This window comes from Mucilaginibacter calamicampi (genome assembly GCF_042676765.1).
Classification (GTDB): domain Bacteria; phylum Bacteroidota; class Bacteroidia; order Sphingobacteriales; family Sphingobacteriaceae; genus Mucilaginibacter; species Mucilaginibacter calamicampi.
In genome coordinates this window covers 197,301-218,564 of sequence record NZ_JBHTHU010000005.1, presented here as the reverse complement: position 1 = coordinate 218,564, position 21,264 = coordinate 197,301, and the positions used below count along the sequence as shown (strand labels likewise).

The 21,264-nt window shown below is 43.9% G+C and carries 22 protein-coding genes; 9 read left to right on the top strand and 13 right to left on the bottom strand.

Annotated features, from left to right (window positions below):
- Nucleotides 1–108: 108 nt before the first annotated feature.
- Both ACFQZS_RS06610 and ACFQZS_RS06605 read left to right on the top strand, forming a co-directional pair.
- Complete coding sequence (locus ACFQZS_RS06610; protein ID WP_377098484.1) at nucleotides 109–303, top strand: YqaE/Pmp3 family membrane protein; 195 nt, start codon at nucleotides 109–111, stop codon at nucleotides 301–303.
- A 91-nt stretch (nucleotides 304–394) separates the two neighbouring features.
- Nucleotides 395–1,312, top strand: coding sequence for an alpha/beta hydrolase (locus ACFQZS_RS06605; protein ID WP_377098482.1), 918 nt, complete (start codon nucleotides 395–397; stop codon nucleotides 1,310–1,312).
- 6 nt (nucleotides 1,313–1,318) lie between these two features.
- Here the strand turns inward: ACFQZS_RS06605 and ACFQZS_RS06600 are convergent, their stop codons facing one another.
- Nucleotides 1,319–1,660, bottom strand: coding sequence for a protein tyrosine phosphatase (locus ACFQZS_RS06600; protein ID WP_377098480.1), 342 nt, complete (start codon nucleotides 1,658–1,660; stop codon nucleotides 1,319–1,321).
- Nucleotides 1,661–1,715: 55 nt separating this feature from the next.
- Between ACFQZS_RS06600 and ACFQZS_RS06595 the strand changes: the two genes are divergently transcribed.
- Together ACFQZS_RS06595 and ACFQZS_RS06590 are read left to right on the top strand one after the other, a co-directional pair.
- Nucleotides 1,716–2,201 (top strand): GyrI-like domain-containing protein, encoded by a 486-nt coding sequence (locus ACFQZS_RS06595; RefSeq protein ID WP_377098478.1) that lies wholly within the window; start codon nucleotides 1,716–1,718, stop codon nucleotides 2,199–2,201.
- Nucleotides 2,202–2,258: 57 nt separating this feature from the next.
- The gene (locus ACFQZS_RS06590) at nucleotides 2,259–2,990 is read left to right on the top strand and encodes a head GIN domain-containing protein (RefSeq protein WP_377098476.1); all 732 of its coding nucleotides are present in this window, start codon (nucleotides 2,259–2,261) and stop codon (nucleotides 2,988–2,990) included.
- A gap of 138 nt (nucleotides 2,991–3,128) precedes the next feature.
- Here ACFQZS_RS06590 and ACFQZS_RS06585 read toward each other — a convergent pair whose 3' ends face one another.
- The gene (locus ACFQZS_RS06585; RefSeq protein ID WP_377098474.1) at nucleotides 3,129–4,151 is read right to left on the bottom strand and encodes a hypothetical protein; all 1,023 of its coding nucleotides are present in this window, start codon (nucleotides 4,149–4,151) and stop codon (nucleotides 3,129–3,131) included.
- A 13-nt stretch (nucleotides 4,152–4,164) separates the two neighbouring features.
- Nucleotides 4,165–5,880, bottom strand: a complete 1,716-nt coding sequence (locus ACFQZS_RS06580; protein WP_377098472.1) for an ArnT family glycosyltransferase — start codon at nucleotides 5,878–5,880, stop codon at nucleotides 4,165–4,167.
- Between the two features lie 74 nt (nucleotides 5,881–5,954).
- Here ACFQZS_RS06580 and ACFQZS_RS06575 point away from each other — a divergent pair, with 74 nt between their 5' ends.
- Complete coding sequence (locus ACFQZS_RS06575) at nucleotides 5,955–6,422, top strand: DinB family protein (RefSeq protein ID WP_377098470.1); 468 nt, start codon at nucleotides 5,955–5,957, stop codon at nucleotides 6,420–6,422.
- Nucleotides 6,423–6,470: 48 nt separating this feature from the next.
- Here ACFQZS_RS06575 and ACFQZS_RS06570 read toward each other — a convergent pair whose 3' ends face one another.
- A complete protein-coding gene (locus ACFQZS_RS06570) occupies nucleotides 6,471–7,196 on the bottom strand; it encodes an EcsC family protein (protein WP_377098468.1) in 726 nt (241 codons plus the stop codon).
- Nucleotides 7,197–7,299: 103 nt separating this feature from the next.
- On the bottom strand, nucleotides 7,300–7,989 hold the full coding sequence (gene cmk / locus ACFQZS_RS06565) for a (d)CMP kinase (RefSeq protein WP_377098466.1): 690 nt from the start codon (nucleotides 7,987–7,989) through the stop codon (nucleotides 7,300–7,302).
- A gap of 105 nt (nucleotides 7,990–8,094) precedes the next feature.
- Between cmk and arfB the strand changes: the two genes are divergently transcribed.
- Nucleotides 8,095–8,505: an alternative ribosome rescue aminoacyl-tRNA hydrolase ArfB gene (gene arfB / locus ACFQZS_RS06560; protein WP_377098464.1), complete on the top strand. Its 411-nt coding sequence runs from the start codon at nucleotides 8,095–8,097 to the stop codon at nucleotides 8,503–8,505.
- Here arfB and ACFQZS_RS06555 read toward each other — a convergent pair.
- On the bottom strand, nucleotides 8,502–9,464 hold the full coding sequence (locus ACFQZS_RS06555) for a lipid A deacylase LpxR family protein (protein WP_377098462.1): 963 nt from the start codon (nucleotides 9,462–9,464) through the stop codon (nucleotides 8,502–8,504). The genes arfB and ACFQZS_RS06555 overlap by 4 nt on opposite strands.
- Before the next feature lie 66 nt (nucleotides 9,465–9,530).
- A complete protein-coding gene (gene lon / locus ACFQZS_RS06550; RefSeq protein ID WP_377098460.1) occupies nucleotides 9,531–12,005 on the bottom strand; it encodes an endopeptidase La in 2,475 nt (824 codons plus the stop codon).
- A 356-nt stretch (nucleotides 12,006–12,361) separates the two neighbouring features.
- On the opposite strand from lon, the gene ACFQZS_RS06545 reads away from it, so the two are divergent.
- On the top strand, nucleotides 12,362–12,991 hold the full coding sequence (locus ACFQZS_RS06545) for a tetratricopeptide repeat protein (RefSeq protein WP_377098458.1): 630 nt from the start codon (nucleotides 12,362–12,364) through the stop codon (nucleotides 12,989–12,991).
- Here ACFQZS_RS06545 and ACFQZS_RS06540 read toward each other — a convergent pair whose 3' ends face one another.
- The 4 genes from ACFQZS_RS06540 to ACFQZS_RS06525 form a co-directional block, all read right to left on the bottom strand.
- Complete coding sequence (locus ACFQZS_RS06540) at nucleotides 12,992–13,543, bottom strand: hypothetical protein (protein WP_377098456.1); 552 nt, start codon at nucleotides 13,541–13,543, stop codon at nucleotides 12,992–12,994.
- Nucleotides 13,544–13,752: 209 nt separating this feature from the next.
- The gene (locus ACFQZS_RS06535) at nucleotides 13,753–15,831 is read right to left on the bottom strand and encodes an alpha-glucuronidase (protein ID WP_377098454.1); all 2,079 of its coding nucleotides are present in this window, start codon (nucleotides 15,829–15,831) and stop codon (nucleotides 13,753–13,755) included.
- A 280-nt stretch (nucleotides 15,832–16,111) separates the two neighbouring features.
- Complete coding sequence (locus ACFQZS_RS06530; RefSeq protein ID WP_377098452.1) at nucleotides 16,112–17,149, bottom strand: zinc-dependent alcohol dehydrogenase; 1,038 nt, start codon at nucleotides 17,147–17,149, stop codon at nucleotides 16,112–16,114.
- Between the two features lie 24 nt (nucleotides 17,150–17,173).
- A complete protein-coding gene (locus tag ACFQZS_RS06525) occupies nucleotides 17,174–17,590 on the bottom strand; it encodes a DUF5077 domain-containing protein (protein WP_377098450.1) in 417 nt (138 codons plus the stop codon).
- Nucleotides 17,591–17,784: 194 nt separating this feature from the next.
- On the opposite strand from ACFQZS_RS06525, the gene ACFQZS_RS06520 reads away from it, so the two are divergent.
- Nucleotides 17,785–18,339 (top strand): YeeE/YedE family protein, encoded by a 555-nt coding sequence (locus ACFQZS_RS06520; protein WP_377098448.1) that lies wholly within the window; start codon nucleotides 17,785–17,787, stop codon nucleotides 18,337–18,339.
- Nucleotides 18,340–18,342: 3 nt separating this feature from the next.
- Nucleotides 18,343–18,756, top strand: coding sequence for a DUF6691 family protein (locus ACFQZS_RS06515; RefSeq protein ID WP_377098446.1), 414 nt, complete (start codon nucleotides 18,343–18,345; stop codon nucleotides 18,754–18,756).
- A gap of 40 nt (nucleotides 18,757–18,796) precedes the next feature.
- Here ACFQZS_RS06515 and ACFQZS_RS06510 read toward each other — a convergent pair whose 3' ends face one another.
- The gene (locus tag ACFQZS_RS06510) at nucleotides 18,797–19,285 is read right to left on the bottom strand and encodes a hypothetical protein (RefSeq protein ID WP_377098444.1); all 489 of its coding nucleotides are present in this window, start codon (nucleotides 19,283–19,285) and stop codon (nucleotides 18,797–18,799) included.
- A 396-nt stretch (nucleotides 19,286–19,681) separates the two neighbouring features.
- Nucleotides 19,682–21,205 (bottom strand): 2,3-bisphosphoglycerate-independent phosphoglycerate mutase, encoded by a 1,524-nt coding sequence (gpmI, locus tag ACFQZS_RS06505; RefSeq protein WP_377098442.1) that lies wholly within the window; start codon nucleotides 21,203–21,205, stop codon nucleotides 19,682–19,684.
- Between the last annotated feature and the right edge of the window lie 59 nt (nucleotides 21,206–21,264).

Below are 21,264 nucleotides of genomic sequence, written 5' to 3'. Positions count from 1 at the left end.
GGTAGTTCGGAGCCAAAGTTGGGGAAAAAAGTTGAATATAGCCCATTATAATGCTATTTCAAGTGTAACATCAGCGCGTTACTTTCATCTAAACTAAAATTAAATACTATGCGTTACTTTTTGTGCATCGTCTTCCCACCACTCGCGGTTTTAACAACCGGACGCATTGGCGCATTTATACTGAGCATTATACTAACTATATGCTTCTGGGTACCGGGTGTTATACACGCTGTGCTGGTTACCAGTGATTATTATGCCGCCCGCAGGCACAGGCAATTGGTTAGGGTAATGCGCAGGGCGTAAAATAATCGCTACGTGGTTACTAATAATTAGCAAAGCTTAATGGTTGTATAGTTGGTTATTTATATTTGTAATAACCAATTACCACAGCAAAATGAAGATCAGATCCATATTAGCAGGCGCATTGCTGCTATGCTTTGCAAATAGCTACGCGCAGGACGCTACACCAATACTATTGTATACTAACGGTGTACCTAACTCAAAAAAAGGGCCGGATACTTATGTTGAACGCGATGTTAACGGCAGCGTATCAAAGGTAATTGAACCCACGCTTATACCATTCATCCCCGAAAAAGGTACCGCTAACGGAACGGCAGTAATAATTTGCCCCGGCGGCGGGTATAGCGGACTGGCCATGCGTGGCGAAGGTTTCCCTGCCGCTAAGGAATTCAACAAAATTGGTGTTACAGCTTTTGTATTAAAATACCGTTTACCAAGCGACGATATTATGGTTGATAAAACCATTGGCCCGCTGCAGGATGCGCAAGCTGCTATGGTTCTGGTAAGGTCGCGCGCTGCTGAATGGGGCCTTAACCCGGCCCGCATAGGTATTATGGGTTTCTCGGCCGGCGGGCACCTGGCTTCAACAGCGGGGACACATTTTGATAAGCCTGCAATTGACAATAAAGGCGTAAACCTGCGCCCTGATTTTATGATATTAATATATCCGGTTATAACTTTTGGCGAGCTAACGCACGGTGGTTCAAAAAGAAATTTGATTGGCACCACGCCTACCCAGGATAAGGTTGATCTGTATTCGAACGAAAAACAGGTAACCGCCAGTACGCCGATGACTTTCATTATTCATGCCCAGGACGACACAACCGTTCCTGTACAAAACACGCTGATGTTTTTTGATGCCCTGGTGAAAAACAAGGTACCTTCTGAAATGCATATCTATCCTGCCGGTGGCCATGGCTTCGGCATAAACAACCGCAAAAGCAAAGAAAACTGGTTTGACTGGTGCAAAGGCTGGATGGACACCAACGGATTGCTTACAGCTGCAAAATAGGCACTGTTAAATACCGAAATATTGACCAAGCAGGCTATTGATCTTGGTTTGCAGCATTTCAACCAGCTCTTCGTCCTTAAATTCATATTCGTCGGGTATGTAGAGTACCTCTATGGGCTTTTTGCCTGCAATGCTGTACAGCTCTTTTAGCCTGGCGCGGTGCTCCGTTTCCATAACAAGGGTAAGGTCTGCCCAAAGCAGATCTGTTTCTGTTAGCCGCCTGTCGCTTTTAGGGCTTAAGCCTGCAGAACGTATATTAAAGCGAGCATCGTTTTTAAATATAAATTCGGCAGTTCTGCTTCTGCGCTTATTTTTACCACAAATAACAAGTAAATTCGGTCGGTTCATTCTTAATGCAAATATGTAAATAAGATGGATAACTAACCATAAACTTTAAATACCAATGCAACCGCGATTTGAAAACATACCGTCAAAAACAATTGTAGGAACACATGTTACCATGTCGTTCATCCACAACAAAACCGGCCATTTATGGCAAAGCTTTATGCCCCGGCGTACAGAAATAAAACACCAAACAGATGCTTCGCTTTATTCCATTGAAATATACCCAACTGGCTTTTTTGATGATATAAAACCAACTAACGAGTTTGAAAAATGGGCCGGAGTTGAAGTTAGTGATGGCTCGGACCAGCCAAACGGTATGGAACGCTTAACTATCCCGGCGGGGTTATACGCGGTATTTACGCACCGTGGCCCGGCCAGTGCCGGACCACAAACCTATCAGTATATTTTTGGTGTATGGTTGCCCGGCTCTGAATACGAGATCGACGAGAGGCCGCACTTTGCTTTGATGGACGAAAAGTATAAGCATGAGCAACCGGATTCGGAAGAAGATATTTATATACCGGTAAAATCGCGCCAATTTTAAAAATGTTGTAACTATTTAAAGCTTAAAAACGTCCAAATAAAAAACCAACAACAAATCATGAAAATAAACTTTAAATTTTTGCTGGCTGCCGCGCTGTTAGTGGGTACCGGTTCTGCATTTGCGTCCGCCGTTAAACCTGCTCCTGCACGTATTATAGACACGGAAGACCGTAAGGTAGCTGATTTTAAAGGCATCAGCCTGTCAGGTTCATTTGATTATTATATTAAACAGGGCTCAAGCAATACAGTAAGAGTTGAGGCACCGGCCAAAATACTATCTTACATTGTTACCGAAGTTAAGAATGGCGTATTGAACGTATATACAAAAAACAATACCAGTTGGACCAGCCTGTTCAACAGCGAAAAAGTAGCCGTTTACATAACCGCCAAAGACATTAACAGCATTCAGCTTTCAGGTTCGGGCGATGTTTTCTTTCACGAGGGAATAAAGAGCGCTGACCTGCGCATTTCTTTAAGCGGATCAGGCGATATAACAGGCAAAATAACTGCCACTTCTGTTGATTGCAGCTTAACAGGCTCAGGTGACATACGGTTATCAGGCCGTGCAGAAAACGCGAAGGTTAAAGTGGTAGGCTCCGGTGATTTTACTGCCGCTGAGTTGCAAACCAATAACACTTATGTTGAGGTGATAGGATCAGGCGATGCGAGAGTAAACGCTACCGGGAGCCTGAATGCTAAAGTATCCGGCTCCGGCGATATACGCTACAGAGGTAATCCAAAAAGCATAAATAAAAGCAAATCAGGAAGCGGGGATATTGACAAGGGGTAATAAGCATCTTTAATATGAGTTGTCATTCTGAGCAATAGCGAAGAATCTTGTAAACCTTGCATAGCCACGCGCTTAGCAGTTTCCGTATAAGATTCTTCACTGCGTTCAGAATGACAATTTCCGTTGGTTATACCCTCATTACCTAAACCGCGCCAACACCCTCCTACCCAGATCATAAGTAACCCGGAAGGCCTGCTGGTTATCGTTATAATAGCCCGGCGAGAAATGAAAGCTGAATATAAACTGCCCCTTAATATTTTTAAATAAAAACGGCGTATAAATTATATCTAAACGATTGTAAGTTGGTTTCTGATAATAAGAGTCGCCATAAGTAACATTGCTGCCTTTGCCGCTATAAAACTCATCATATAAGGCAAATCGTTTATAGCTTAAATAGGCACTTGCAACAAAGCCCTTAGGCGTACGCAAGCCATCAACACCCCGCTCCCGTTCCAGCGACATCATGCCACCTGCCTCAACTGTTAGTGAATCGAACACGGTTTTGTGACTCAAATCTAACCCTAACCTTATTTGCGCGCCACCATTATCAGCAATATGATCATTAGGCAGCAGTACTTCAGCGCCGGCATCGTGCATCAGCATAAAATAATGCGAAATATAAAACGCTCCTCCAATTGCAGGCGTATACTTTCCGGCAAAACCAAATAAAAACTGCTCACGGTCTGTAATGGTTTGGCGGCTTACCCAATCTAACCACGCCGTTTCGGTAAAATGCGCGTTGCTATAGCGGGTTAGTAGGCCTTGCACGTTGGGGCGATAGTAGCGCAATGTGTCATTCAGCAAAGCGCGCGGGTAGTTGCTCAACAAGGCTTCGCGCGGAAACATACCCGCGTTGAACAGCCAGTTTTTGCCTGTGTAGCTGTAATAAGCAACCGGATCTGCCTTGCCAAAAAAAGATTTCGCGCCAAACTCATGCAGGGCATTGGCACCCACAATAAAATGGTTATTGCTATCCAGGTTCAAGCCAAAATCTAAAGCTATACGTGTACCGGAATACGTATGCGAGCGCGGTATAAACGCCTTATACTCGCGGTTATCTAAAAACCCTAAACCGTTAAAGTGTACATCTAAGCTTTGGGCAAGTGCCGTGGTGGATGTAATTATGAATATAAAGAGTATAAGATGTATTTTTCTGATCATAATAACGAATGGGTTATTCTACTGTTAGTTTAACCGTGCGGCTATTAGTACTCCCCGCAAAGGGAGTGGTTTTAATTGAAAAAATCAACTGGTAAGTGCCTTTTTGCACGGGCATTGTAAGGCCAAATTTATAAGGTATGCTGCCGCCGGGTTTTATAGTAATTTTACTAAATAAAGAGTCGCTTTTTTGGGCGTGCATAAGCCTGTCGCCTATAAAATAACAGGCACCTAATAAAACCTGTTGTTTACGGCCGGCATTGTTAAAGCTAATGGAGTATAGGTAAGGATTGGTTATTTTTAGCGGGATACTAATTTCCTGCCCCGGCTTAACCGTCATCCTACTTATTTCTGTTTCTATCTTTACCTTTTGGTAGGTTCTGAAATCGTCTATCCATTCTGTATGCCAGGTCCAGTGCGGGTTTTTAATTGAATCTGTGGTATGCACGCTTTTATAGTCATTCAGATAAAGCACGCGCTTGCCCTGCATTAGTTCTTCTATTGGCCACATATCAAACTGCGTACGATGGTAATAGCGCGAATCATACGAAAAACCTTTCATGCTGTTGGTGTAATAATTGTATTTAGATGGATTTTGAAAACCATCTGTCAACACCACATAAGCATCACCCGCCTTTTGCTTTACCACGGCCGACCATTCCCTAAAACCGTAATAGCTTTTTATCTGCCCCAATTGCTTTACAAACGGAAAAGCAAATATCAGGCACAGCCTAATAGCTACAATCAATATAATGTTTATGGTTGCTATAGGATAAAACCAGCGCGGCACTTGTCCCACTTGTTTAAATCGTATCAGCGCCAGCATAACGAGCGGTGCAAAGGCAATAAGTGTCCAATGGGGTTGTGCTTCGCCCCTGAAAGTGGTAATAAAAAAGAATATAAGCGTACCAATGCAGTTTACCAGCAGGCAGCGTATAAAGGCATCTTTAATTTTAATGCTGAAGGCCTGGTAAAACAAAAACCAGCCAATAAGCGGCCCGGCCATTAATAGCTGACCGGGAATATAAGAGAAAGTATTATCTGAATTATAGATGCTGGCCGCCCGCTCATACAAATGGTAATTAAGCGATGGGTAACCGTGCTGCACCTGCCATAAAATATGCGGCGCGTATAACAGTACTGACAGCGTTACAATAAGGTAAAAAGATGGCCTTCTTAATAGCTTAATATTTGATGCCAGCGTAAAAGCCACCAATAATACCGCGTGATATTTACTATATAGCATACAGGCTATCAGTACGCCCAATGCTATAGCCAGCGGCCATTCGTCATTATCAATATATCTTTGATAAACGTAATAAAACAGGATGGCGAAGAAATACAAGGGCGCATCCGGCGTGGTGGTAAAGCCATAAATGCTGAAGATAAAAATGCCGGCTGCTACCATTACAAATGGCAAAATATCCACCGCGTATTTTTTCAGGATAAGCCAGAGCACATAAACAGACAAGCTGCTTGTGATTATTGTAATAAGCCGCAGACCCAGTTCATTATGCATCAGCGAATCGCCCATGCGGATGAATAGTGCCACCATTGGCGGGTGGTCAAAATAACCCCAATCTAAAAACCGCGAATACATCCAGTAGTAGGCTTCGTCGGCGTGAAGTTCGAGGGTGTAGGCCTGTGCAATGTTCAATAAGGTCCAGCATATCAAAAAGCAGGCAAGTATTTGGGTAGACCTATGGCTTTTCTGTGCGCTAAACAATTGCATCTGGTAAAGTAAAACGCATCAAATGTAGATAAATTAAGTTTAAGCCTTAAATTAGGCCCATATTTTACGCAACCATGAACAAAGGTCACGACTTTATAAGAAAAGCACGTTTGGCAATGACAAACATTACCAAAGAGTTAAGCATAGCACAACTGAACGAGATACCAGCCGGTTTTAACAATAACATAGCCTGGAATATGGCCCACCTGATAGCTACACAGCAAATAGTGTGTTACCGCAGAGCAGGTATTGATACTGTGGTAGACGCAGAGTTTGTTGACACATACGCCCCGGGTACCCGGCCCGAAAGGTTTATTACCGAAGAAGAAGTGCTACGCATAGTGGAGTTGTTTTCTACATCATTAGACCGCTATGAGTTGGACATGCATGCGGGTCTGTTCAATAATTATACGGCATGGACAACGCGCGCAGGTGTTGATGTTAACAACATTAACGATGCCGACGCTTTTTTACCGTACCATGAAGGGATGCATGTGGGATATATTATGGCGTTGAAGAAATTGGTAAGCAAGGCACAATAATCCGCTACTGAGGGAATTTTAATTCTGATTGAGTGGGGTAAGCGCTAATTAACCGAGTTGCTTTAACTGCATCCGCATTCTATAGCAATTCATAGCAGTATCACCTAACTGATCTATCAGCTTATAATTTACCACAGCTCCTACCGCGGCTCCTATTACCGGTAGTAGCTGTGCCATTTTAGCCAGGTCGATATAGTCGCGGTATTCCTGTTGAAAGGTACGCCAGTTAAACTCCTGCACATCAACAGGAAGTGTTTCACTATATTCCTTCCAGTTTTCTATCAGCTTGTAAACCTCGTTGCGCTTTTGCTGGCTGCTAAATGCCAGCTGGAAAATGTAGAGGATGTATAAGCGTTCTTTGTAATCATCCACATCAAAACCATAAAACGCGGCTATTTCAAATAGCAGCTTCATTTTTAAGGCGATAAGAATAGGAAAATCTGCCAGGCCTAACAAAAAGCCACCCGCACCGGTTACCGCGCCTTCTACAGATGCTGTTTTTTGATAAAACTCAATTCTGTTCTTAACATTTACCTCGCGCATCTGGAAAGAAAGATCAGCTTTAGGCGATCCGGTAGTATGCCGTGCGCCAAACAAAACGCCCTTTATCATTTTCTCTATTACGGTGGTAATAGCAGCATGCAATTTCTCGGGGATGATTTTATTGATCTTATCCTGCAAACCTTTGCTAATGCGGTCACCAAGCGTTGGCTTTTTCTGCATTTTATGCTGCCAAAATTGTAATTGGATATGTGCCTGTTCTTCGTAGGTCATGCTTGTATGAATATACATACATTATGCCGGTTATAAACCATACGAACCAAAAGAGTTGCCATCGCGAGGTACGAAGCAATGACAAAAAAACGCAATTTGGATATTACCGTGAACTAAGGTTATCTAAAAACGGTTTAACCTTGCTAATAGCAAACGCTAATTGTTCTTCGGGGGTCAGGTCTGTATTGTCTAATATAATGGCATCATCAGCCCTGGTTAGCGGACTTTCGGCACGGGTAGTATCCTGGTAATCGCGGTGCGCCAGGTTTTCAAACACATCCTCTAAACTTATCTCCGGATTTTTAGGGAGCAGTTCTTTGTACCTGCGCTCGGCGCGTATTTTAGGGTCGGCAGTCATAAAAAACTTTACCTGGGCATCGGGGAATACAACGGTACCAATATCGCGCCCATCCATTACCACGTTTTTTGATTTGCCCATGCGCTGCTGCTGCCTTACCATTTCAACACGCACATCATGCAGCGCGGCTACTGCACTCACCATATCAGATACCGGCATCAACCTTATCTCTTCAGATACTTCTTCATCATTCAACGTTATATGTGTCTGATAATCGCGAGAGTGGAAGTTAAGGTGCACATTATTCAATGCTTCCTTTATCTGGTGCTCATCTTTCAGGTCGATATTGTTGCGCAAAAAATATAAGGCTACGGCGCGATACATAGCGCCGCTGTCAACATAAATAAAATGTAGCTCTTTGGCCAGCGCCTTTGCCAGCGTACTTTTTCCACACGAAGAATAGCCATCAATGGCCACCATTATATTTTTGCTCATGCGCCGCTAAGATACTAAATTTTGGTAAGAGGTTATTCAGGCCGGTGTGCAAAAGCCATTCAATAATAACCACTCACCTAATCAACTATTAACTAAATTCGCGTCATGATTTTTTCGAAAGCGGCCCTGGCTAAAGAAGTGAGCTACAAAACGTCGCGCAGCGGCGGCAAAGGCGGGCAAAATGTAAATAAGGTTTCAACCAAAGTAGAACTACTGTTTTCTGTAAACGACTCTGCGCTGTTTACAGATGAAGAAAAATTATTGATAAACCAAAAACTGCAATCGCGCTTTAACAAAGATGGTTATGTGCAGGTAATATGCGATGAGGAACGCAGCCAGCTATTAAATAAGGAGATAGCTTTAGAGCGGTTAAGCACATTGCTTGTGCGTTCATTACAAAAACCTAAACCCCGTAAAGCCACCAAAGTGAGCAGGCAGGCAAAAGAAGCCAGGCTTGCCGGTAAAAAGATCACGTCGCAGAAAAAGGAAAACCGGAAAAAGAATTTTGATACCTAATTAAAGCGGTAAAGCAACGTAATACTGGCCCATTGCTGGCTGTAATGCTGAGGTTTTACTACACTTGTAGGGAACGTAGCCGTATAATCTATCACCCAACGTTTACTAACAAACGACACACCCACCTGGTTGCTGAATATAGCACGAACAGGTACGCGCGTTACCTCAAGCGAACCTGTCTCTTTTTTATTAAACAATCCGCCCTCAATAGTAGCATCGTACGCTACGTAATTAAACTGCGGCTTGTAATGTACAAAGAACTCGCCGTTGTTGGTTTGCGGCGCATTTTCTTTAGCTATAGCAGTACTTTGTGTGCTGATGGAATTAAACAGCTGCCCCAATTTTCCTAAACGAAACAGCGGCCCTACTCCTGCCCCGGTAAAGCCTGTGCCTAAGTTGGCATAGCCGCTTGCAGAAACATCAAAGCCATCGCTGCGCGCAAGCAGCCGGTTATATTCCGCAGATAAATTTAATTGAAACGCATTCTTAATTTGATACATCCAGCCATTAAGGGAATAAAAGCCGAATGTATTATGAACAAACTTTTGTGCTCCTTCGCCACCGGCGGCAGGGCCTATCATACCTATCTGCGCGCCAAGCTTAAGGTTACTTTCATTTTTATACAGCAAATTTAATGATGCACCTGCGTATAAGTAGCCGGCAAAAGGCCTGTCCACCGTATTAGCCGATGGGATATTACCGGTTTGCGGGTTATATATTTTTTGCCCCAGCTCAAAACCAAGCACCTTATTTTGCAGTGCCGCGTTGCTGCTTGTTTTTAGAGCGTGCCTGTAAAACAGAAAAATACCGTCGGTATAATAACGGTCTGAACCCTGAAGCAGGTACGAGTCATTATCGCTTTGCAGGCCTATTTCGCTGCTATGGGTTTGCGCGTTAGTGGTTAAAAACGCAGCAACTAAACATGCTGCTATTATGTGGAATTTTAAATTTAAGCTCATTGATTTTACAAAAATAAAAAAAAGCCGGAAATCACTCCCCGGCTTTTTTGTTATGAATACGATGCCTTAGTTCAACTCAGGTTTCACAGCTTCCTTTACGGTCAGATCTATCGCGTCAGTCACGGTTTCATTTAACAGCGCAAGTTCTATTACCTCGCGCATTTCTGTAACGTAATGAAACTGCAGGTCTTTAATATAACCCTCTTTAATTTCAAGGATATCTTTCTGATTTGATTTGCAAAGAATAATCTCTTTAATATTGGCACGTTTAGCCGCTAATATCTTTTCTTTAATACCACCAACGGGCAATACGCGCCCGCGCAGGGTTATCTCACCTGTCATGGCCAGATGCGGTTTAATTTTGCGTTGTGTAAATGCCGATGTTAAAGCCGTAAGCATGGTTACACCGGCCGAAGGACCATCCTTAGGTGTTGCACCCGCCGGAACGTGAACATGCACATCCCATTGGTCAAACAAGCGGCCGTCAATGCCAAAACGGCTGGCATGTGCCCGCAGGTAGGCCAAAGCAATAACGGCAGATTCTTTCATCACATCGCCTAAGCTACCGGTAAGTGTTAGTTTACCTTTACCCGGGCTAAGGCTGGCTTCAATAAATAAAATATCGCCGCCAACGGCTGTCCAGGCAAGGCCGGTAACAACGCCCGCGTTATTGTTGTTCTCGTAAAGGTCCTTGTCAAATATCGGCGCGCCTAAAATACGTTCTACATCTTTTTTACTTACGCTGGTGTTGTAGGTTTCTTCCATTGCTATACTTTTAGCAACGCCACGTACCACCGAACCTATCTTCTTTTCCAACCCACGCACACCCGATTCGCGCGTATAATCCTCAATCAGTTTCTCAATAACATCGGGCTTTATCGCTACGTCTTTAGTGCTCAAGCCATGCGCCTCGCGCTGTTTGGGCAACAGGTGTTGCTTGGCTATCTCAATTTTTTCTTCAATGGTATAGCCATTAACTTCTATGATCTCCATCCTGTCTAACAAGGCTGGCTGAATGCTGCTTAACGAGTTGGCTGTGGCAATGAACATTACGTTTGACAGGTCAAAATCCATCTCAACATAATGGTCGTAAAACGAGTTATTCTGTTCCGGGTCAAGCACCTCCAGCAAAGCAGATGACGGATCGCCGCGGAAATCACTTCCTACTTTATCTATCTCATCTAAAATAAATACCGGGTTAGCCGCGCCCGCTTTTTTAACCGATTGTATAATACGGCCCGGCATAGCGCCAATATAGGTTTTACGATGCCCGCGGATCTCCGCCTCATCGCGTATGCCGCCTAATGCCATACGCACATATTTACGGCCCAATGCTTTGGCAATAGATTTACCCAACGATGTTTTACCAACTCCCGGAGGGCCAACCAAACAAAGTATAGGCGCCTTCATATTATGTTTCAGCTTTAATACAGCTAAATATTCTATTATACGTTGCTTTACCTTATCTAAGCCAAAGTGATCCTTATCCAACACTTTCTGAGCGCGTTTTAGATCGAAGTTATCTTTGGTAAACTCGTTCCAGGGCAGGTCAAGCAAAAGCTCCAGGTAGTTTATTTGCACGGAGTAATCGGCAGCAGCCGGATTGGTACGCGCCAGTTTCTCTATTTCCTTATTAAAATGATCTTTAACCTCAACGTTCCATTTCTTCTTGGCAGCACGCTGGCGCAGGCTGTCTATCTCCAGATCGGGCGTGTTACCACCCAACTCTTCCTGAATAGTTTTTAGTTGCTGATTTAAAAAGTAATCGCGCTGCTGCTTATCCAGATCAACCCTTACCCTTGTTTGAATCTGGTTTTTCAGCTCGAGCATTTGCAGCTCGGTTGTAAGATGCTCTAACACCCTGTTGGCCAGATCGCGGCGGTTAGATGTTTCTAACAACTGCTGTTTAGCCGCCATATCGGCATTCATGTTTGACGATATGAAGTTGATAAGGAACGATGTGCTTTCAATATTCCGAATAGCAATACCGGCCTCGCTGGGAATATTCGGAGACATCTGAATAATATTCATCGCCATGTCTTTTATAGACGATATCATGGCTTTGTATTCGCGGTCCTCTTTGATCTTCGCGTCCTTAAACGGCTCAATGCTGGCCTTGATATAAGGCTCAGATTGTACTTCTTCTTTTAAAAAGAAACGCTTTTTACCCTGCAAAATAACAGTGGTGTTACCATCAGGCATTTGCAGCATCTTTATGATCAATGCAACAGTACCTACCTTATTTAACTGATCAAAAGTAGGGTCCTCATAAGCAACATCCTTTTGGGCAACCACACCTATCATGCGTTTACCTTTGTTCGCGTCGCGTATTAGTTTGATGGATTTATCCCTGCCAACGGTAATGGGTATTACAACGCCCGGAAATAAAACAGTATTGCGTAAAGGTAGTATGGATAGAACGTCAGGCACTTGTTCATTGTTCATTTCCTCTTCATCCTCTGATGACATGAGCGGAAAGAACTCAGAATCTTCATTTATAACGGGCATTGTATTCTTAAAATCAAACGGATCAAAACTCATCAAGACACCTTTCTGTTAAACGTCATATTGTCAGCATCTAAACGAAGAATGACCGCCAAATTATGCTGACGCATGCAATTAAATTAATATAGCACTATGGTTCAACTAATATGCCAAGATGCAGATCACCTGCCTGCCCACCGGATATTAAATTGATTATATGCAATTTACGAAAATGCGGTACGCAAAACATTTATTTTGATTGAAATGTTTAATATGAAAAAAAGTCAGGAGGCAATGTGGAAAACTCTTGCATTAATAAGCCGCTTATTTTAAATAAAATTGCTTTTGCTTATAATAATTTAAAGTATTATAAGTTATTTGTATACTGTTATTTATACCACAGTTAAGCGTAAATGAGGTTAACGGTAATTGCATCTTTTTTAATTATCTCGTCAATTGAGCATGCGGCGTCGCAAAACGCGTATGTTAGAATGGGCCAGCAGGCCTATATTGACGGTAATTTTAAGGCAGCTATAAAGCAGCTGGAAAGAGGCTGTCTGATAGATTCTACCGATGCCAATGCGCTTTGGATGTTAGGATACTCCTACTACCACAGTGATAATTTACCAAAATCTATAATCGCGTTTACCAGAGAAATTGCTATTGCTCCAAATGACGCTGCGGCCTTTTACTATCGCGCTATGGCTAAATACCGGCTGGGCAAAGGCAGCCAACTGGCGACTGACAAAGAAAAACATCTGTTAGGCGCTATTGTTGATTTTACCAAAGCCATTAATCTTAGCCCCACCGACACAAAAATTGCGAGTTTTTTCCAGAACAGGGCCATTGCTTACCGCGATTACGGGATGTTTAAGTTAGAAACAGCAACAAAACCATACGACAAAACACGCGGACTTAACTCATTAAAAGCCGCCATGAACGACCTGCAAAAGGTTTTAGATACCGACCCGGGCCGCGGTGATATAGCATCCCTTATGGATGTGACGAAGGATAAGTTAGCCACTGCTACAGGGCATCACTAATTAAAACTTTCCCGTTATTTTATAGGTATTGGCGCCCAGCAACTTTACTTTCTGATATTTTTCAATTGTATAAACCGAATCCGGGAAATAATTAAGGGTTTCGCGGGTGTTGTATAATGCATTATTAACCTGGTTGTTGATGGTTATTTGTTTGATGCTTCCATCCTTCGCTTTATCAATCAGTATGCGACGCGTTCTTAAATCAGCATCCTTAGCCGTGTAAGTAATGACCGCGGCGCTATCTTGTTTTGTATAGCTGCCGTTCCAGGCCGGTTTGTTAATGTCAGACTCTGTAAACAAAGCCAACTCAGCCTCCCAATTACCAATTTCAACCTGCTTGCTCTCGGATTTTCCGTTATGCACAACGGTTTTGGTAATGGTTTTACGCTCCTTTTTTAAATGCGCAGCGCTATTTTCAAAGTAGCCTTTAATATCAAAGTATTCCTTTACAGCACCTTGCTTTAGGTTGTCGGGTTTGCAGGAAGGGAATGAGAAGATTGTCGCAACTATTCCAAACATCATAAAAACAGACTTATGTAAGCAGTGCTTCATTGCGCTAAATTAGGGTTATTTGGCAGTGTTACAAATATCAGAAATCCTATTTGTCATCCTGAGCGATAGCGAAGGATCTAATAAGAGCGACAAGTTAAGTGCATTTCCTATTGCAAGACTACAGGCGAATAGCATATTTCCCTATCGCTTAAAAACAAATAGCGATGGGTTTAAAACCCATCGCTATTTGTTTTTAATGACCTGTAACTTTACTTGATACTCGCCGGCGCTACGCTCTGTATATAACTCAGATCGCGCACGGGGCGTTCAACTTCGTATGGTATGGGCATGCCGCTAAATGTCTGGAAATACAGGATGCTGCCATCCTTCCATACCTGCGCGTCGCGCGCGTGTATGCGCAGGCGACTTTGTACATTTTCAAAACGCTCCTTATCAACAAATGGTTGTGCCATGTCCCAAACTACCTGAAACTGCCTTACCTGTTTAACACCGGTATCGTATTTAATGCAAAGTTCATCCCACAGAGTGCGGCCGCTTTTCATTTTATACGTCCACGGCACATGCTGGAACCATAGCAAATACATCTCAGGGACATTCTCTAATGACGAGAAAGTACTGGACAATGGCTCATGATACTGGCTAACCGCGTCGGTACCGGTTTCGGTTCTGTTAAAACCAATGCCCTGCTTGTCGGCCTTGTGATAGTATGGCGGCGTCCAGTCGGCACGCGTACGGGCCGGGGCATACCACGAGCCGGGGCCATAATGGTCATAAGCCGAAAACTGGTGGTGCAAGCCCAGCGGCATCATATAGTTAACAGCTGCTTCGCGGCTATCCAGCATCATTTTTTTAACCGGGGCCAAAAAGCCGGCATCCCAGTTTTTACCAGCCATAGCGGCTTTGCCTTCATCTGTAACCGGCGCGAAGGTTAGCTTCAGCCATTCGTCGGCAATTTGCGCGCTGGTAAGTGTGTTATCCCAGCCTAATCTGCCAAAGGCGTACCAGTTAGCCGCCGCGAAGGGATGAGCCGTCCAGTTGCTGTCTAAGCCGATATTAGATACTCCGGCGATAGCCGTATATTTCTGCGGATAAACGCTACCATCGGTAACCTTGCCAACGGTACTGCCTGCACCCATTTGATAAGTATCGCTTTTAAGGCACTCCTCCCACATGGTAGATAAAAACACCAGGTGCTTAGCCTGCCCAAGGTACTCCTGCATAATTTGAAACTCCGGCATTACCGAAGTTTTTTTCATGGCACCAAACAACGGACTAAATGGCTCGCGCGGTTGAAAATCAACCGGACCATTCTTTACCTGGATAATAACGTTATCTCTAAACTGCCCGTCAAAAGGCATAAATTCCTGTACAGCCTGTTTTGCCCTGTCCGGATCGTTTGGTGCATATACAAACGCGCGCCACATAACAATACCGCCGTAAGGTTTAAGCGCGTCTGCCAGCATATTGGCACCGTCTACGTGGGTGCGCTTGTAATCCTGCGGACCGGGTTGGCCCTCGCTGTTGGCTTTTATTAAAAAGCCGCCAAAATCGGGTATCAGGGCATAGATCTCTTTTGCTTTTGCCTGCCAGTATTTTATAACTTCCGGATCCAACGGATCGGCTGTTTTTAAACCACCCTGGCGTATAGGCGAAGCGAAGTTAGGCGCCATATAGATCTTCATACCGTAAGGGCGCACAGCCGCGGCAATGGCAGCATATTTTTTAAGGTAAGGGGCAGATAACATCATTGGCTGCGCGTTTACGTTATTAATAACCGCGCCGTTAATACCTATTGATGCATTCAATCTTGCATAATCCTTCCAGCGGCTCAGATCGCCGGCGTTAACGGTTACCGAATCCTTCTCGTTACGCCAGAAGATGGATTTACCCGCGAAACCATGTTCTATATTGCCGGTGGGGTTGTCCCAATGGTTCAGCACGCGACGCTGGTACGATGGATTGCTCAATACATTGTCTGTTGACTGTCCGCTCGCCATCCTGCGCAGCATATCATACACACCATATAAAACACCGGCATCATTACCGGCGGTAATTACGTTCCCATTAATTTTAAAGCCGTCGGTTTTAAGAGACTTGTCTGCTTTCACTACCAGTTGTATTGTGGCATTTGGCGTACCCTGCCAAAATTCGGTAAGCTCCTGCTTTGCCGCATCCAGTATGGCCGACTTTTTACCTGATACAACCACCTTAACGGGTTTTGCAGGGCCTTTCCTCAACCAAAGGTCATAACCGTTCTCGGCGTAGGTGGCAGCGCTGTAAAACACAGCCGTTAGTATAAAAATGAATTTTAATAATGATGTCTTCATAATGGTTACAATGGTTTTTTCGCCCGTGGTTTTGAGCACCCTAAAACTGCAAATTACAGCCGGTAAAACCCAATTTATGGCGTTGATGTACAGATTTTTTACGAAAACGAAGTAGTGCTAAGGAGTCTTCTCATCAATCCGGATTTGGTGGGATAGCTCTCGAGGGTAAAATAGATACGGGTTGTTACTACGAGGTACGACGCAATAGCGAACTTTGCATGCGGGCTTTTCTCCGTGCGATTGCTTCGTACCTCGCAATGATAAAAAAAAATTAATTTTTTCAGGCGATGATGAGCATGGCTTTAACTACTTTACCGGCCTGCACGGCATCAAATGCCTGCTGAAAATCGTCTAATGGCCAGTTGTGCGTCATCAGCTTCTCAACGGGTATTTTACCCTTCGCTATCAGATCAATAACGCGCGCTCTTGCCAAATGTTCCTGCGGCTCGTGCATCATAAATCTAATATCCGGCGGAAACCATCTCCAATCCAGCTTATATATGTTATCAGTAGCAACACCATAAACGCCAACCGTTCCGCCCGGCTTAAGCGACCGGATCGCTACCTCCATCTGGCTGGCCACGCCTGTAGCTTCCATAAAAACATCTACCCCTCCGTTACTTAGCGCCTTTACTTCATCAATTCCCGTCTTGTCGCTTATGTTTATTAATTCATCAGCACCCAGTTCTTTTGCCAATGCAAGGCGTTCCGTTCTTCTGCCTAAGGCAATAACCTTGCTTGCACCTGCTAATTTGGCCCATAAAACCAAACTCAACCCTGCTATACCTGTACCGTTAACGCAAACCGTACTGTTGGCCATACTCAATTTTTCAGACCAATCTAAAGTTTCTGCCAAAGCGATAGACAACACAGAGGCTGCAAGGCCAACCTGCGGCCCGTTTGTTAATACATTTTGCCTTAATGCGGTATAATCATTAAGCATGGCCTTGCTTCCGCTTTCGGCCAACGCTTTATAGTCGGTAACCAGGCCGTATTCTGCAAAACCACCCCAGGCGCTGGTTAATCCATCGCGGGTGGTACCCGGCAAAATTCCGGCAGGGCGTGTTACCCAATCACCTGTTTTAAAATATTTTACGTTAGCACCAATTTGTATAACCTCGCCAATGCCTTCGTGACCAAGGAGACATGGGTATTCGCTATTATTGGGCTGGGTACCTCTTATCAATTCGCTATCAGTAGTTGAGCATATGCCGCAGGCCAGAATTTTAACCAACGCTTCAAACGGCCCCGGGCTGGGTAATGAGATATTTTTTAACTCTGCCCGGTGATCTGTTGTTACAACCAGTCCTTTCATCATTACAATAATAATTTCCTGTTTAATTTATTCGGTTACACAGTCCGTTAGCACAAGCGATACGGTATGAATATCCGGAAATGCGCTATCGTTTGCCACAGGCAATTTCACGCCCTTAAGTTCAACGCTTAACCTGCCTGTCTGCTCAATGCTTATAACTCCTGCATCTACCTCTCGAAAGTGAAGCCAGCTATCTGTGGTACTTGTCTCAAACGTTATGCTCTGCTCCCCTATAGCAATCTGTACTATGCCTCCGGTTAAATGCTTATCTAACGAATAGTTAAGTTTGATGAGATACTTTCCGGGTTGTGGTATTTCGCAATTCCAGGTTATGGTATCGTTGGTATTATTCCAGTAATGCAGGGTATGCGGCAGCGGCGTACTCATTATTTTAAGTGCCCCGTTAACAGCGGCACGCGCAGCGGAAAGTACAATTGTTTGCATTTTTATTTTGTTTATAGGTTAGCGTCTATTCAAACTGATAAGAAACGTAATTGGCCGTAAGTTTTCAGGATAGATTTGATCTCAAATATATGTTTTTCTAAACGTTAGTTGACCCTTCTTAATTGCAAATTAGGGCCAATGGAAAAAAGCGCAATGTTATCACGTACATTTGCCGGGCAGAAAGCTATTAAAACATGCTTGACATTTTAAAACAACCGTGGCCCTGGTACGCGTCGGGCATATCAATTGCCGCTATAATGGTTGCATTGCTGTATTTCGGAAAAACATTCGGATTTTCCTCCAACCTGCAAACGCTGTGTACCATAATGGGTGCCGGCAAAAGGACAAGTTTTTTTGATTTTGACTGGAAGACCCAAAAATGGAATCTCTTATTTTTAACAGGTGCAGTGTTGGGCGGCGTACTATCTTCCACACTTTTAAAAAGTGACGCGCCGCTGCAACTTTCTGCCGCAACAATAAAAGATCTGAATGCCCTGGGTCTGCATTTTGACGGGCAACTTAACCCCGCTCAACTTTACAGCATAGAGGCGCTTTCTGTAAAGAACGTGCTTTTGCTATTAACAGGCGGTTTGCTGGTAGGCTTCGGCTCGCGTTATGCCGGGGGCTGTACTTCAGGCCATGCTATCAGCGGCTTATCTAACCTACAACTACCATCGTTGTTGGCGGTTATCGGTTTTTTTGCAGGGGGACTTATCATGACGCATTTACTTTTCCCGCTGATATTTTAAGTTATGAAAGGATTAAAGTTTGTACTTGCCGGTGTAGTTTTTGGTATTGTGATGGTAAAATCAGAGGCCGCATCCTGGTACCGGATCCAGGAGATGTTTCGCTTTCAATCGTTCCAGATGTACGGCATTATTGGCACAGCGGTCATTCTCGGTGCGCTTGCTGTGTATCTTATAAAACGGTTTAGAGTAAATGATTCTGAAGGTAACACCATTGTCTTCGTTGATAAAGACAAGAGCTGGAAAAAATATATCCTCGGCGGCCTGGTATTTGGCCTCGGCTGGGCATTAGCCGGCGCCTGCCCCGGCCCTATGTTTGTAAACGTGGGTTACGGTTATATAACCATGATTATTGTAATAATAGGTGCGTTGCTGGGTACTTATTTGTATGGGATGATTAGGGGTAGGTTGCCGCATTAGAGACCCAATTGCTTACAAACTGCCCTTTTGGCGGAGCAAATTACTTTGATTTTTGGTAAAACCTTAAAGTTTTAATAGCAGACAAAAGTTGTCGTTGTTGCTTAAATGTGAGGTTTTCACCGCAAAGCACAAACCCTTCTGGGCTATCTCCGGCTTTCCATAAGCTATCAATGTAAACGCCCGTAATGCCTATACCTGTTACTTTAGGCGTAACTATTTTTGCACGGTATTGATCAATATTGGTGTAAACTGATACTTGCCTTTTCACCTTTGCTATTGTAGCTCTGTCGGCCTTCCCAAAGTATTTCCAATAAGTAGTGTTATCCGTAGCTCGTTTTTTACTGGTATCCGGAATGTATACATTACCAAAGTCTATATTGTAGTAATCAGTAAACTTGCCTTCTTCCAGGTTGTCGCAATACCAACCCATGTTAAAGCCAATTGATTTAGCAGAATCAATATCAATGCGTCCAACAAACGAGTCGATGCCTTTAACATCAACCCGCTTCCAATTTTTAGGCACCTCCATCGTAAAATACTTGTAGTTTAAGAGCTTTGTATCTTGTTCCTGACGTTGATTACAATCACTGCAGGAAAACAGTACCAGTAAACAGCTATAGAAAAGCAATAAAAGATTCATTTCGAAATTTACTTATTTTTTAAATATTATATGATGTCATTGTGGGTGTTACCCATGTAGGCCCCAGTTTATCAACTTAGACCAATAACGCGCCTGTCCAAGCTTGCAGCTTGGACCGACAAAATTTTAACCGCTTAAATTATCAACAGCATATTATTACCGCTTCATTACCTATCGCTTTGGGATTGCCACGCTATCGCTCGCAAAAACACAGTGGGTTAAAACAACAAAAGCCATCCTCACAGTACTGTGGGGACGGCTTTTATCATAAATATCAAAATATGTTTATACTAAAACTCGCCCACTCATCTCGGCAGGAATAGTAACGCCTAATATTTTTAATACGGTTGGCGCAATATCGCCCAGCTTACCATCATTTACATGGGTAACATCATTGTCAATAACAATGCAAGGTACCAGGTTGGTGGTATGTGCCGTGTTTGGCGATCCGTCATCGTTTACCATATAATCGGCGTTACCGTGGTCGGCCAGAATAATGAACGAGTAGCCGTTGGCTATACCGGTTTCTATAACTGATTGCGCACAGGCGTCCACCGTTTCGGCTGCTTTTATAACCGCGCTGAATACACCGGTATGGCCCACCATGTCTGTATTGGCAAAGTTAAGTACAATAAAGTCGGCCCAGCCGCTTTGCAGTTCGGGCACAATGGCATCGCGTATGCCCTGCGCGCTCATTTCTGGCTGCAGATCATAAGTAGCTACCTTTGGCGATGGCACTAGCAGGCGTTTTTCATTAACAAACTCCGCTTCTCTGCCTCCCGAAAAGAAAAAGGTAACGTGTGGATATTTTTCTGTCTCGGCAATACGGATCTGGTTCTTGCCGGCATCCTGTAATATCTCGCCCAGCGTTTGCGTCAGGTCATCCTTAGTAAAAATCACCTTAACGTTATGATAGGTTTCATCATAAGTGGTCATGGTAACATAATACAAATTAAGCGGATGCAGGTTGTACTCCGGGAAAGCCTTTTGGGTAAGCGCCAGCGTTATCTCGCGGCCACGGTCTGTACGGAAGTTAAAGCAGATCACCACATCACCTTCTTTAATTACAGCAAGCGGCTGCCCGGCAGCGTTAGTTTTAACTATCGGCGGCATAAACTCATCGGTTACATCCTGCAGGTATTGGTTTTTAATGGCATCGGTAATGCTGCCAACCGTTTCGCCTATACCGTTAACCATCACATCATAAGCCTGTTTAACGCGTTCCCAGCGATTGTCGCGGTCCATAGCATAGTAACGGCCAATGGCAGATGCCAGTTGAACTTTTGTGCCCGCGATATGCTGCTCCAGGTCGGTAATAAAACCCAAACCCGATTTAGGGTCGGTATCACGACCATCTAAAAACGCGTGAATAAAAACGTTGTCTAAATTATACTCGCCTGCGGCATCGCACAAACCTTTTAAATGTTTGATGTGCGAGTGCACGCCACCGTCGGACACCAGCCCGATAAAGTGAACGGCCTTGCCATTTTGTTTGGCGTAGTTAAAGGCGTCTTTTAACACAGCATTGCCCGGCAGTTGGTGCTCATCAACAGCTTTGTTAATGCGGCCCAGTTCCTGGTAAACCACCCGACCGGCACCCAGATTCATGTGGCCAACCTCTGAGTTGCCCATTTGCCCATCCGGCAAACCCACTGCCATGCCCGAAGCTTCAAGCTTTGAGTTGGGATAAGTAGTTAGCAGATGATCAAAAAATGGTGTTTTAGCCGCTAAGATGGCGTTAGATTGATCGTTACGGCCATAACCCCAGCCGTCTAATATAATTAATGCTAGTTTTTTCGTATTTTTCACAATGCAAATATAAATGTAGCGTTCTATACATTATAATTTATGGCCGCGCTTATTTGCGC

Excerpts from the sequence above, each read along its gene's own strand:
- ACFQZS_RS06610 (WP_377098484.1), top strand. The coding sequence starts at position 109 with ATGCGTTACTTTTTGTGCATCGTCTTCCCACCACTCGCGGTTTTAACA.
- ACFQZS_RS06605 (WP_377098482.1), top strand. The coding sequence starts at position 395 with ATGAAGATCAGATCCATATTAGCAGGCGCATTGCTGCTATGCTTTGCA.
- ACFQZS_RS06600 (WP_377098480.1), bottom strand. The coding sequence starts at position 1,660 with ATGAACCGACCGAATTTACTTGTTATTTGTGGTAAAAATAAGCGCAGA.
- ACFQZS_RS06595 (WP_377098478.1), top strand. The coding sequence starts at position 1,716 with ATGCAACCGCGATTTGAAAACATACCGTCAAAAACAATTGTAGGAACA.
- ACFQZS_RS06590 (WP_377098476.1), top strand. The coding sequence starts at position 2,259 with ATGAAAATAAACTTTAAATTTTTGCTGGCTGCCGCGCTGTTAGTGGGT.
- ACFQZS_RS06585 (WP_377098474.1), bottom strand. The coding sequence starts at position 4,151 with ATGATCAGAAAAATACATCTTATACTCTTTATATTCATAATTACATCC.
- ACFQZS_RS06580 (WP_377098472.1), bottom strand. The coding sequence starts at position 5,880 with ATGCAATTGTTTAGCGCACAGAAAAGCCATAGGTCTACCCAAATACTT.
- ACFQZS_RS06575 (WP_377098470.1), top strand. The coding sequence starts at position 5,955 with ATGAACAAAGGTCACGACTTTATAAGAAAAGCACGTTTGGCAATGACA.
- ACFQZS_RS06570 (WP_377098468.1), bottom strand. The coding sequence starts at position 7,196 with ATGACCTACGAAGAACAGGCACATATCCAATTACAATTTTGGCAGCAT.
- cmk (WP_377098466.1), bottom strand. The coding sequence starts at position 7,989 with ATGAGCAAAAATATAATGGTGGCCATTGATGGCTATTCTTCGTGTGGA.
- arfB (WP_377098464.1), top strand. The coding sequence starts at position 8,095 with ATGATTTTTTCGAAAGCGGCCCTGGCTAAAGAAGTGAGCTACAAAACG.
- ACFQZS_RS06555 (WP_377098462.1), bottom strand. The coding sequence starts at position 9,464 with ATGAGCTTAAATTTAAAATTCCACATAATAGCAGCATGTTTAGTTGCT.
- lon (WP_377098460.1), bottom strand. The coding sequence starts at position 12,005 with ATGAGTTTTGATCCGTTTGATTTTAAGAATACAATGCCCGTTATAAAT.
- ACFQZS_RS06545 (WP_377098458.1), top strand. The coding sequence starts at position 12,362 with ATGAGGTTAACGGTAATTGCATCTTTTTTAATTATCTCGTCAATTGAG.
- ACFQZS_RS06540 (WP_377098456.1), bottom strand. The coding sequence starts at position 13,543 with ATGAAGCACTGCTTACATAAGTCTGTTTTTATGATGTTTGGAATAGTT.
- ACFQZS_RS06535 (WP_377098454.1), bottom strand. The coding sequence starts at position 15,831 with ATGAAGACATCATTATTAAAATTCATTTTTATACTAACGGCTGTGTTT.
- ACFQZS_RS06530 (WP_377098452.1), bottom strand. The coding sequence starts at position 17,149 with ATGATGAAAGGACTGGTTGTAACAACAGATCACCGGGCAGAGTTAAAA.
- ACFQZS_RS06525 (WP_377098450.1), bottom strand. The coding sequence starts at position 17,590 with ATGCAAACAATTGTACTTTCCGCTGCGCGTGCCGCTGTTAACGGGGCA.
- ACFQZS_RS06520 (WP_377098448.1), top strand. The coding sequence starts at position 17,785 with ATGCTTGACATTTTAAAACAACCGTGGCCCTGGTACGCGTCGGGCATA.
- ACFQZS_RS06515 (WP_377098446.1), top strand. The coding sequence starts at position 18,343 with ATGAAAGGATTAAAGTTTGTACTTGCCGGTGTAGTTTTTGGTATTGTG.
- ACFQZS_RS06510 (WP_377098444.1), bottom strand. The coding sequence starts at position 19,285 with ATGGAGGTGCCTAAAAATTGGAAGCGGGTTGATGTTAAAGGCATCGAC.